General features: G+C 39.6%; 10 protein-coding genes. 7 read left to right on the top strand and 3 right to left on the bottom strand.

Features of this window, described 5'->3' with window-relative positions:
• Nucleotides 1-142: 142 nt before the first annotated feature.
• Together J0654_RS15650 and J0654_RS15645 are read right to left on the bottom strand one after the other, a co-directional pair.
• Nucleotides 143-466, bottom strand: a complete 324-nt coding sequence (locus J0654_RS15650; protein WP_207030057.1) for an antibiotic biosynthesis monooxygenase — start codon at nucleotides 464-466, stop codon at nucleotides 143-145.
• A gap of 40 nt (nucleotides 467-506) precedes the next feature.
• Entirely contained in the window at nucleotides 507-2,129 is a 1,623-nt protein-coding gene (locus tag J0654_RS15645; protein ID WP_207030056.1) for a M28 family metallopeptidase, read from the bottom strand.
• Between the two features lie 568 nt (nucleotides 2,130-2,697).
• Here J0654_RS15645 and J0654_RS15640 point away from each other — a divergent pair.
• Together J0654_RS15640 and J0654_RS15635 are read left to right on the top strand one after the other, a co-directional pair.
• A complete protein-coding gene (locus J0654_RS15640; RefSeq protein ID WP_207030055.1) occupies nucleotides 2,698-4,227 on the top strand; it encodes an amidase in 1,530 nt (509 codons plus the stop codon).
• Between the two features lie 173 nt (nucleotides 4,228-4,400).
• Nucleotides 4,401-5,279, top strand: a complete 879-nt coding sequence (locus J0654_RS15635; protein ID WP_207030054.1) for an alpha/beta hydrolase — start codon at nucleotides 4,401-4,403, stop codon at nucleotides 5,277-5,279.
• A gap of 276 nt (nucleotides 5,280-5,555) precedes the next feature.
• Here J0654_RS15635 and J0654_RS15630 read toward each other — a convergent pair whose 3' ends face one another.
• Nucleotides 5,556-5,939, bottom strand: coding sequence for a hypothetical protein (locus J0654_RS15630; protein ID WP_207029647.1), 384 nt, complete (start codon nucleotides 5,937-5,939; stop codon nucleotides 5,556-5,558).
• Between the two features lie 596 nt (nucleotides 5,940-6,535).
• Here J0654_RS15630 and J0654_RS15625 point away from each other — a divergent pair.
• The 5 genes from J0654_RS15625 to J0654_RS15605 all read left to right on the top strand — a co-directional run bounded on the left by J0654_RS15625 (nucleotide 6,536) and on the right by J0654_RS15605 (nucleotide 12,536).
• Nucleotides 6,536-6,730, top strand: coding sequence for a small ribosomal subunit protein bS21 (locus tag J0654_RS15625; RefSeq protein WP_207030053.1), 195 nt, complete (start codon nucleotides 6,536-6,538; stop codon nucleotides 6,728-6,730).
• Nucleotides 6,731-6,734: 4 nt separating this feature from the next.
• Complete coding sequence (locus J0654_RS15620; RefSeq protein ID WP_207030052.1) at nucleotides 6,735-7,469, top strand: NYN domain-containing protein; 735 nt, start codon at nucleotides 6,735-6,737, stop codon at nucleotides 7,467-7,469.
• 10 nt (nucleotides 7,470-7,479) lie between these two features.
• Nucleotides 7,480-8,346 carry a sigma-70 family RNA polymerase sigma factor gene (locus J0654_RS15615; protein ID WP_207030051.1) on the top strand — a complete coding sequence of 289 codons (867 nt, stop codon included), beginning with the start codon at nucleotides 7,480-7,482 and terminating at the stop codon, nucleotides 8,344-8,346.
• A gap of 413 nt (nucleotides 8,347-8,759) precedes the next feature.
• Nucleotides 8,760-10,883 carry an elongation factor G gene (locus J0654_RS15610; protein ID WP_207030050.1) on the top strand — a complete coding sequence of 708 codons (2,124 nt, stop codon included), beginning with the start codon at nucleotides 8,760-8,762 and terminating at the stop codon, nucleotides 10,881-10,883.
• A gap of 321 nt (nucleotides 10,884-11,204) precedes the next feature.
• The gene (locus tag J0654_RS15605; RefSeq protein ID WP_207030049.1) at nucleotides 11,205-12,536 is read left to right on the top strand and encodes a tyrosine-type recombinase/integrase; all 1,332 of its coding nucleotides are present in this window, start codon (nucleotides 11,205-11,207) and stop codon (nucleotides 12,534-12,536) included.
• Nucleotides 12,537-12,637: the final 101 nt, after the last annotated feature.

Here is a 12,637-nt window from a genome sequence, read left to right as displayed (position 1 = left end):
TATTTGTTAGGTAGGATTTTCTATAAAGGAAAAAGCCGTCAACCTGCGCTGATGGCTTTCTTTGTAGCTAGTAACGGTTTAGATTGTGGCAATTGTTTATTTGAACTTTTATTCAATAAATTTTATGGGTTGTCTGTTTTTATTACTTAAGTCTTAATTCCTCCTTTAATTCAAAATGATCAGCAGTTTTATCATACCTTTTCAATATACGTTTTGCATTATCAGGGATATATGCTTTGTTATAGGATTCCCCTGCAAATTTTTTCACTGAATCAAGGGAATCGAATTGAAGAACAAGGAAAAACTCCATCTCATCATTTTTCTCCATTGTGGAAATACTAACTTTTTCCAATCCATCAACTCCCTTCTTTTTTACGGCTGGAAAAACCTCGTTAATTAACAAAGCTTCATAAATTGAGGCATTTTCCAATGTAGTCCAGCCTTTCCACGTACGTATTATTTTCATCGTTTATTTAAACTTTTTGATTCCGAGCAATAGTATTCCTTTATTCGCGCGCCGATTTAAACTCACTGCCATCGTACCATTTTGGAAAATAATCTTCGGTGGCCAATTTCAATCCGACCTCAAAAAGTAACTGTAGGTCCAATTGCACTCCACTTAATTCCGTAGTTTCAGCATCGTATTCATCGGATGGCTGATGGTACTTGTGCAAACGGTAATTATCGTTATACTTTTTTATACCATCAATGCTAATATCAAATCCTTCATAGGCACCACTTGCATACAAGGCAGGGATTCCGATTTTGGCAAAATTAAAATGGTCCGATCTAAAGAAGTATCCCTTTTCCGCCTCTGGATCAGGGATAACGTACCTATCTTGTTTTTCGGCAGCTTCCTTGGCATATTCATCCATTTCAGAGTGACCATAACCAGTAATGGTCAAGTCTTTCATTTTTCCTGGACTATCCAGAGCGTCAATATTAATGTCCGCCACTGTTTTCTTGGGGTCGTAAATGGGGTTTTCGGCATAATAGGCGGAGCCTAACAGACCTTGTTCCTCTCCAGTAACGGCAATAAAGACAATGGAACGTTTTGTGGGGCCATTTTTCTTGAACGCCTCTGCTATTGCCAATAAACCTGCAGTCCCGGATGCATTGTCCACAGCACCATTATAGATTGAATCGCCATCAATGGCTTTACCAACACCAAAATGATCCCAATGCGCGGAGTAGATGATATATTCATCCTTTCTTTCGGTTCCCGGTATAAGTGCCACAACATTTTTAGAGTCATCTTTTTTGATTTCATTTTTAATGTCCACCGTAACATTTAAGTCCAACGGAATCGGTTTAAAGTCCTTGTTCCTGGCAAGGGTTTTGTAATCCTGACCCTTCATGGAGGAGGCATTGAACATTTTTTCGGCACTTTCCCCACTTATCCACGATTCGACATTTAAAAGAGGCAGATCACTTTCTATGGTCAATCGAGCACCGCTCCAGCCAGATTCTATCACATTCCATCCATAAGCGGCCGGTTCGGTATCATGGATAATGATTAGTCCATCAGCACCTTGCCTGGCAGCCTCCTCATATTTATATGTCCAACGTCCGTAATACGTCATTTCATTGCCTTTGAACAGGGTTGAATCCCCAGATTCAAAACCTGGGTCATTAATCAATACCACAGCCGTTTTACCTTTCCAGTCGATGCCTTCATAATCATTCCACCCATATTCGGGGGCAACAACACCATAACCTGCAAAAACAAGCTCTGAATTCTCAAGACCGACTTCAGTTTCGGGTTTGTTTGTTGTAGCCACAAAATCTTTTAAGTATTCCAGATTGATGTTTCCATTTTTACCGGAAATCACCATGTTCTCGGAGGGTGTTCCTGTTATTTCCACCATAGGAACATCTTGAAAAAAGCTATTGTCATTACCGGGTAAAAGGCCCAATTTTTCAAATTCTTCCTTTAAATAATTCACGGTCTTCACTTCACCTTCCGTAAATGGTTTTCTTCCTAGAAATTCATCCGATGCCAGACGTTCAATCTGTTTGCCAATCGTTGTTTGGTCAACCTGAACGATGTCTGCGTTTGACTTTTTGTTGTTGTCACAACTACAAAAAACTACGGCTACCACTAAAATTTTCAAATAGTTCTTAATCATATGCTTTATAAATTGAAGTTAGGTTTGATCATTTCCAATTTGTTCATTGCGTTGTATGTACTGTCTGAACATTTCCAAACTGATCTATATTCGATGTATTGATCTGAAGCGCCAATAAAATCCCAATGAACACAAGAAGAATTTTACCAAGAGCATAAATCAGATATCCGCTGAATCTGTTTTCAGCCAATAAGGGTTGCCTTATTCTTCTAAAGAATTTTATCACTGGAGGTTAGTTTCCCTAAAGATATGATATTTATAAAATTAGATGGATCGATGCATAAAGTTCGGTAAAAGCCAATTGTACCTTATATTTCTCGAAAATGGAACATTAACAACGGCCCAAAACGACTGTCGGTTTCGGATTTTGTTCAACCCCCAAATGTCCATACAAAAAAACATTATGGGAAATGGATGGCGGCAATGTTTCGAATGTTGTACCTTTTTATGGTCGAGGACAAACCTTGCTAGCAAGAAAAATGAATCCCAATATTGCTTTTATTGCGAAATAGGGAACCTTGACATCCTAAAAAAGAATAATAGAAAAATATAAAACCAACCATCCCCTATGATTCGTAATCCTATTTTTTTCCTGTTGCTGCTCGTCGCTTTGATTGGATGTAAAACCAGTGAACCCACCGAACCGATCGATGTTACGGAACTGACCATTTCAGAGATTCACGACGCTTATAAAAGCGGCACTTTCACTGCAGAACAATTGACCAAGGCCTATTTGAAGCGCATTGCCCTGTTGGATAGCAACACCAATGCGTTGACCGCCATTAACCCGGTGGCACTGGACATAGCCAAACAGTTGGATGCCGAATTTGAAAAAACAGGTGTGCTGCGTCCCCTCCATGGCATTCCGATCATTGTTAAGGACAACATAAACACAGTGGGAATGCCTACCACGGCAGGTTCCTTGGCTTTAGTGGATTACTATCCCGAAAAAGACGCTCCCATCATCAAAAAACTGAAGCAAGCAGGTGCCATTGTTTTGGCAAAGTCCAATATGGCCGAGTGGGCCTTTTCGCCCATGCACTCGGAAAGTTCCACACATGGGACTACACGCAACCCATACAATCTGGATTACGTTCCGGCGGGATCCAGTGGCGGTACGGGAGCTTCGGTGGCGTCCAATTTTGGAACTGTAGGTTTGGGAACGGATACAGGGAATTCCATTCGCGGACCATCTTCCCACAACGCCTTGGTCGGCTTTAGGACCACCCTTGGATTGATCAGCAGGACGGGAATAGTTCCCCTGTACCTAAGAAACGATGTGGTGGGGCCCATGTGCCGTAACGTGGAAGATGCCACAAGGGTAATGGAAATTATGGCCGGGGTTGACCCAGATGATCCCATTACCGAGCTTTCCAAAGGAAAAACATATACCGACTACCAGCAATTTCTTGTGAAAAATGGGCTCCAAGGTGCAAGAATAGGGGTGCTGCGTGAATTGAGCGAACATGAGGTGGACCCAGAGGTAAAAGCCTTGTTTGAACAGGCGCTACTGGACTTGGATGCTTTGGGAGCTGAAATTGTAGACCCTTTTGATGTGCCCGGTTTTAATACCTTGCGCCAAGATCAATGGTGCGCAACTTTCAAGAAGGATTTGGAGCAATTTTTGGCCACCTATGTAAAACGGGACACCATACAAACCTTGGAAGACATTGTTCGGATAGGTACCCAATCTGAATTTGCCAAACAACGCCTATCCTCACAAAAAGACCACGATGGTAGGTGGGGCGATTCGGAGGTGCCTTGTGGAGATGCGTATCACGATATGAAAAGAATCGCTTTTAGGGAAGCCATAGAAAACGCCATGGATTCCTTGAAACTGGATGCTGTGGTTTACCCATCGTGGAACAACAAGCCAGCACATATAAACAAGTTTCAGGAAGAGTATAAGGGCGACAACAATCAGGTCATCTCACCCCATACCGGTCAACCTGCGTTTACGGTGCCCATGGGATATACAACTGGGAATTTGCCTGCGGGCATCCAGTTTTTGGGAAGGATGTACGCCGAACCTATTTTGATAAAACTGGCCTACTCCTACGAGCAGGGTACCCATCACAGAAAACCGCCACAACTTTGATTATGGATTGACCCACCGTAAAAAATAATCGTTTAGTTGAACTTTAGGATTAAATCATTAATGAATATTAGTTATCGTTTTTTGTTATCTTTCAAAAGTGGATTTGTGATGAATGGCCTAAGTACAACTTAAATGAGGTCTGGTGCTTTAACCAATTAATAATATCAATAGTTATGAAAAAATACTCATTGTTTCTTCTGTGGCTTGTTATCAATAGTACACTATTTGGTCAAAGTAAGGTCTTGGAAAGCCAGATTATGAAGAGTGCCCTTTTGAATACAGAGGTCAAATATTCAATTTACTTGCCAGATGGATATGAAAATTCCGAACGCTATTATCCAGTAGTTTATCTCTTGAACGGTTATACGGGTGACGAAACAAGTTGGATTGAATCTGGAGCAATGCAATGGATAGTTGATCATGAAATCGAACAAGGAAATATCCAAAAAATGGTGATTGTAATGCCGGATGGGGATGACAGACTCTATATGAACAGAACGGACGGCACTTATCCATATGAGGATATGTTTATGAAAGAATTGCTTCCCTATATTCAAAACAATTACCGTATTCGTACAGGAAAACGATATACGGGGATTAGCGGCCTTTCCATGGGCGGGGCCGGTTCCTTAAAACTGGCATTGAAATATGACGAACATTTTGGGGCATGTGCCGCATATAGCTCTGCTATATTTACGGAGGAATCCGTTACTGCTTCAGACCAAGAAGCCATGGATGGATATATTTCAAAAGCTATACCCGATATGGTAGGCACCAAGGGTAAAAAAAGATTAGGTGAAAGCTATAGGGAGTATGATGTCCTTCAGTTGGTAAAAAACAAGGATCCAGAACGTTTAAAAACAGTAAAAATATATTTTGATTGTGGGGATGACGATTTTCTTACGCTCGGAAATGCCCAGTTGCACAAAGAACTGGTAGTTAAGCAAATACCCCATGAATACAGGGTGCGTGATGGTGCGCACACTTGGCCTTTTTGGCGTGAGTCTTTGCCAGTGGGCTTAAAATTTATAAGTGATTCCTTTTGGAAATAGGCAATACTATACGAACGCTTTTTTCGATAAAAAAATAGGGTCACATTACATAACAATCCAAAGGGTATTTAATTTAAAGTTTGATTGTGGAATTCATTACTATGAAATGTAAGCTTCCCTTAAATGGATTGTTCTAAAATTTCATCCAAATTATCGTTTAGTTGAACTTTGACGCTTTGTATCGTATAGTCCAAGGAAGGTAATTGAGTTTTTGGAAATTTGGAATTGACGATACCTTTCCCAAATGATTTTCACAACTACAGGAAGAGCATTCGATTATTCTTCTATGATTTCAAAAATGGCCTTAATCCTTATAGTGGTATAAACAGGGTTTATATCACAAGGAATCAAGGAAATGGGATTTTCTTCCCTATCCGCTATTGGAGCCAAGTCCCATTTTATGAACTGATACCCATCTGTAGGAATGGCAAAGTATTCGATAACCTGAAACGGCATTAACCCGTTTAGCCCAAATGAATTGACATATTCGGATCTAGTGACAATTCCAGCTCCTTGGGGTATTACTTCAACGATGAAGTTGATATTTCGACCACATGTAGGGTCTGGTGAAAATTCAAATGAGTCATCGCCACTACAATTGGAAAAGGCGAATAAAGCTATGAATGCTACAGCCATGTATGTGAAAAACCTCCGAGACATTTTACCGTTATTATTTGATAAAAATATTTTCGGAGTTTAGAAAAAACAATGACCTGCATCACATCGTTTTTTTGAACTTTAAATTGAATTGGTTTTTGTATTTCTCCACGAAATCATTACCATCTTTCACATCTATGGGGTATCAACCTTCAATTAAAATCGGATTGTACTTGGCCTAAAGATAAGAGATGGTTTTGTTGTCTTCAGGGCATTAAAACCGTATTAAACTCTTTTCTCAATTCCTTATCAATTAAATAGTGCTGTACGTAATATCTATATAAGATATGGTTGGATTATTTATTTGATTTTAAATAACTTAAATCCAATTTAAATCCGTTACTTTACGTCACATTAAAATTATGGACGAAAATTATACCTGTCCTTAAATAAAAAAGACTGCCCAACATACTACCTTAATTCAAAAAGGGCCACTTCTTAATTATTTTTCGCTTGTACCAATATTCGAATTTCGTAGCCTTTTAGGCTGTTCAACGAAATTATAGCTGTTATCCACCTTAAAGTTCCAAAACTATACTGGACTCTTTTTTGCTTTTCAGCTTCATAATGATTTGTACATCATTTCTAAAATATGCTATATGCTTAAAATTAAAATTGTACCTGGAGAGAATATTGATAGAGCTCTCAAAAGATATCGGAAGAAAGTTCGAAATACCAAACAGCTGAAACAAATTCGGGACAATAAAGAGTTTACAAAAAAATCAAAGGCAAAAAGGGAACAGATGGCCAAAGCGGTTTACCTCAATGAATATAAACTAAAGACAGAGGAATAGAATAATGGAAAAGGATTTAAACTTGGCCGTTTTAATAGATGGCGATAATATTCCATCGAGATATGTAAAGGAAATGTTGGAGGAAATCGCAAAATATGGAAACCCTAGTATCAAAAGGATTTATGGTGATTGGACAAAACCAAGTCTGGTGAAATGGAAGGATGTACTCCTTAAAAATGCCATTACACCAGTTCAACAGTATGGATACACCACTGGTAAGAATGCCACTGACAGTGCGATGATCATTGATGCCATGGATATACTTTACTCAGGTAAAGTCAATGGGTTTTCCTTGGTCTCTAGTGATAGTGACTTCACTCGGTTGGCCATTCGATTACGGGAGGCAGGGATGACCGTTTTTGGAATAGGTGAACGTAAGACACCTGACCCTTTCATTGTTTCCTGTGATAAGTTCATATACCTTGAAATCCTTCATAAAACCAGTACTGATGAATTCCAGACAATTAAAAAGACGAAAATCGATCCTGTTGATAAAATAACCCAACAGGTCATCCATTTGATTCTCGCCACTATTTCGGATTTGGAGGATGAAGATGGCTGGGCCTTTTTAGGAGAGGTAGGGACCCTATTGCAAAAAAAGCAACCCAATTTCGATGCTCGGAATTTTGGATTCCGAAAACTGACTCCACTGGTAAAATCAATCAATCAAATTCAAATTGAATCACGTAAAAATCCCAAGGGCAATGGAAACCTGATTTATGTAAAGTCATTGGTTTAAAATTTAATTTATGAGAGCACTTACCATATCCAAACAGATTACCAACAGGGAAAATCATATCCTGTCAAAATATCTCAATGATATAAGTCGAATTCCCATGATCACAGCGGAAGAAGAAGTGGAACTAGCCGTTCGCATTAGGAATGGTGATGCCAAGGCATTGGAAAAACTTATTGTTTCAAACCTGAGGTTTGTGGTTTCAGTTGCAAAACAGTATCAGTCTCGAGGGCTCACTTTACATGACCTTATCATGGAAGGTAATCATGGATTGGTGAAGGCTGCCTCCAAATATGATGAGACCAGGGGGTTTAAGTTTATATCTTATGCTGTATGGTGGATTCGCCAAGGCATTATTCATGCCGTCTCTGATAAATCTAGAATGGTACGGTTACCTTTGAACAAAATAAATGTGATAAGTAAAATAAATGAGGTAACAACAAAGTTTGAGCAATCACACCAAAGATCTCCAACTGCCGATGAAATTTCAGAATTAATTGATTTTTCGCTTTCTGAAATCCAACTTTGTTTGGAACATTCTTCTTGGCCAATTTCCATGGACAAGTCACTACGACCTGAAGAGGAAGGATTTAGTTTATACGATCTTATTGAATCTGATGGTTTTAATAGTCCAGATCAAAGCTTAGTAAATACATCTTTACAAATAGAAGTTAACGGAATTTTGGAATTACTATCCAATAAAGAGGCTTATGTAATTAAGATGCTGTATGGGATTTGCGGAGAAAATCCTTTGGGAATCGAGCAAATCGCTCATGATTTGGACTTAACAACAGAAAGGATTAGGCAGATTAAAATAAAAGCATTGAAAAGATTACGTAAATCCTCAGAAATAAACCTTCTAAAGGAGTATATGGATTAAGTTCATAATCAGGATTAATCTAGTTTTAGCATCGTTTAATTGAACTTTTAAAAATAATCAATACTAGATGTTGAAACACTAAATCATATGTTACTTACAGCATCTTCAAAACACCTATTTAATTTGGTTCCAACCCAATGATCTGCCTTTAATATGGTCATCTGTAAAACTATGGTCACCTTTACCTATCCGTTTTTCAGCAAACTCCTTATCAATTAGCTTCCTTATTTCAGGCCAAAACGCTTTGGGTACATGTTTAAAGAATAGCTACTGGAGTTGTGTTTTCAGGGCAATTAATATCTGTGTTGTTCACCCAGCCTCTTTTTTATTGATCAACATGGATAAAAGTCATGTTTTTTTTAAATCCGCACCTTTATTTTTAACGATGCGAACTGAAAAAACAAATAACAATCATGAAAGTTTATGATGACAAGCATATCAAAAATGTGGTATTCGTAGGTGCCCATGGAAGCGGTAAAACCACGCTCGCTGAAACCATGTTGTTCGAGGCTGGCCTGATCAACCGCCGTGGAACGGTAGAAAACAAGAATACCGTATCGGATCACCATGATATAGAACACGAACGCGGGACTTCGGTCCTTGCCACCCCACTGCATACCGAGTGGCGCAACTACAAGATCAACATTATCGACACCCCCGGACTTGACGATTTTATCGGAGAGATCCTTTCTTCCATTCGTGTGGCCGATTCTATCGTGACCGTTATTAATGCTCGGTATGGTGTGGAGATAGGCACAGAGATCATTTGGAACTATATTGCCCGCTACAACAAACCCACCATATTTGTCATCAATCAGATTGATCATCCCAATGCGGATTTCGAGCATAGTTTTAAAGGAATCCGCTCCCTTGTCGGATCCAATGCCGTAAAAATTCAATATCCATTGGTCATCGATGGGGCGCAGTGTATTGTGGACGTACTTAAAATGAAGCTTTACAAATTTGGTCCCGACGGCGGAAAACCCGAAAAATTGCCGATTCCCGATAACCAAAAAGAACTGGCAAACCAATTGCACAACGAATTGGTTGAAAAGGCCGCTGAAAACGACATGGACCTATTGGAACTCTTTGTGGAGAAGGGAACGTTGAGCGAAGAAGAACTGCGACAAGGCATTAAACTAGGCATGCTCAATCATGAACTCTTTCCCGTTTTCTGCGTTTCGGCCCTTCAGGATATGGGCAGCGGCCGACTTATGGGCTTTATTGATAATGTGGCCCCGGCCGCGGCCGATATGAAACCAGAGCAGAGCGTCGAGGGTAAGATCGTAAAGCCATTGCCTACGGAACCTACGGTGCTTTTCGTATTTAAGACGGAATTTTTGCCAAATGTGGGCCAGATTACGTTTTTTAAGGTAAAATCCGGAGAACTCAAAACAAACGACAAACTGGTCAATGCCCGTAACGATGAAACGGAGGCATTGAATCAATTGTTTATCATGGACGGCAAGGAGCGCCGGCCCGTTTCAAAATTGAGCGCCGGTGATATCGGCGCCTCGCTCAAACTAAAACATACCGAAACCAACGATACTTTGCACACCCAAGGGCATCAGGTAACCATCAAGCCTGTTCAATATCCCGAGGCCCGTGCCCGGAGGGCGGTGGCCGCTGTTGAAAAGCATGATGAGGAAAAAATGATGGAGGCCCTTAAAAAAATACAGAGCGAAGATCCCACGGTGGTGGTTTCTTATTCCAATGAGTTAAAACAGCAGATATTGGCCTGTCAGGGAGAGTTGCAACTATCCGTGATCAAATGGACCTTAGAAAACGGGTATGGAGTCAAGGCCGATTTTTCGCCACCCCGTATTGCGTACCGCGAAACCATAACCCAGCCTACTACGGCTAGCTATCGCCATAAGAAACAATCGGGCGGGGCCGGTCAGTTTGCGCAGGTACATATGAAGATCGAACCCTGGTACCAGGATATGGCCGAACCCGAAGGCTTTAGTATACGGGGCAAAGAAGAGGTAGAACTACCTTGGGGCGGTAAATTGGTCTTTTATAACTGTATTGTTGGCGGCGTTATCGATCTGCGGTTTTTGCCTTCGATAAAAAAGGGAATTTTGGAAGTGATGGAATCCGGTCCTTTGACCGAATCCTATATCCGTGACGTTCGTGTCATGGTCTACGATGGCAAGATGCACACGGTCGATTCCAATGATATTGCTTTCAAGATCGCGGGAGCTCATGCTTTCAGGGCCGCCTTTTTGAATGCAAGGCCCAAACTTCTGGAACCCATCCGTAATCTTAATGTAAAAGTACCGGAAGATGCTGTTGGGCAGGTCATGACCGATCTGCAATCGCGTCGGGCCGTTATTTTGGGAATTGAAAGCGCCGATCAGTATCAGATTCTGCGGTGTACCGTCCCTGAAGCGGAACTTTACGGATATTCTACCGAGCTAAGGTCACTTACCCAAGGTAAAGCCACTTTCCAAGCTACCTTTTCGGGATTTGAGCCCGTTCCAGGAAACATCCAGGAAAAAATCGTAAAAGAAAAAAATCAACCTGTGAATGCGTGATTCGGATTTAGCCCCCAAATAGAGTTTCGAACGCTACGGTCGACACTTACTGGCCGGGCATAAAAAAAGCCATTCATCTGTTTTTCAAGTGAATGGCTTCTCGTTTAGTAGCGGGGACTGGACTCGAACCAGCGACCTTCGGGTTATGAGCCAAAAGGTATGCTCTGCTATATAGATGCAATACATATATAAATAACTGATAATTAGAGTTATAAATATTTTTGAATATTAAATGAATTCATTTGAAATGATATTATTCTGTACTTATTCTGTACTATAATTTGATGAACCGCTTATCTTTGTAGAATTAACTGGATTAATATGGCAAGTGTAAAAATTGTTCTCAGAAAAAATATGATACGAAAGGATAAAACCATTCCTTTGGCGATACGTATTAGTGCGAATTACAAAACGAATTATAAGTGGTTAGGTGTTTATGTGCTTGAAAAAGATTGGGATCGACGCTTAGGACGAATAAGAAGCAGTCACCCAAATTATAAACGTTTGAATAATCACCTCCTTAAAAAGCTTACAGAAACTAACGATTTATTTCTAAACTCAGAGAATAATTTAACTCCCAAGCAAGCCAAACAAAAATTAAAGGGTGCCAGTGGTTCTAAATCCTTTTTCTCTTTTGCTGCGGATAGGGTTAAGGATAAATATGAACGAGGAATTTTTTCAGTAGCTAAATCCGAACTTTCCATTCTCTACAATATCCAAGAGTTTCTAAATTGTGATTTATCAGAGGATAAATTAACTGTAAAAACTGAGATTAGGAAAAGACGCATTATGCGTATAAGCAAAGGTAGAAAGGGTGAATATAGTTTTTCCGATTCAATTAAGTTGTTTAAAAAGAGTAAGGATTTAATGTTTCAAATGATAGATGAAGCATTTCTTGAAAAATACAAAAATTTCTGTGCGATTTATTTAGACCAAAAGCCTCGGACTGTTACAAATCAGCTAATTTTTATACGAACGCTTTATAATAAAGCAATCAAGAATGGCTATGTGGACGCAAAATTTTATCCCTTTGGTAACGACAAAGAACAAATTAGGGTTGGAAACAGTCACAAAATTGGTTTAACCAAAGATGAAATTGTGAAAATTGAATCTTTGGTCCTTGAACCAAACACCTCTATTTGGCACACAAAAAATGTATGGTTAACTGCTTTCTATTTTGCGGGAATCAGAATTTCCGATGTTGTGAAGCTAAAGTGGACTGATATTAAAGATGGAAGACTAATTTACATAATGGACAAAAACAAAAAGTCTGTAAGTTTAGCCGTCCCAGATAAAGCAACCAAGATATTTGAATGTTACAAGACGTTTAAAGCTGATAATGATGGATATATATTTCATTTTTTAAAAGGTGTCAACCCTAACAATGAAGAAGAAATTTTCAGAAAAACGAGGAATGCAACGAAACTATTGAACAAGTATCTCAAAAGGATTGCTGTCCAATGTGGAATTGAAAAGAATTTAAGTAATCACATAGCTCGCCATTCCTTTGGAAATATTGCTGGGGACACTATCCATCCTCTAATGCTCCAGAAATTATATAGGCATAGTGATTTAAAAACCACTATTAACTATCAGGCCAATTTCATTCATAAAGAAGCTGATGAAGCTCTTGATAGTGTGGTTAATTTTTAGAACTTATCGTCTCTCCTTTGAATTGAAATGGTCTATTCCCTTTGTTATAAGTTAAGTTTCGGGCATTTTGAGTGACGCGCTAAATAATTTACGTTTTTGGG

Source organism: Flagellimonas profundi (genome assembly GCF_017313275.1).
Classification (GTDB): Bacteria; Bacteroidota; Bacteroidia; order Flavobacteriales; family Flavobacteriaceae; genus Flagellimonas; species Flagellimonas profundi.
The sequence above is the reverse complement of the archived record's forward strand: the minus strand, read 5'-3'. Positions and strand labels throughout refer to the sequence as shown.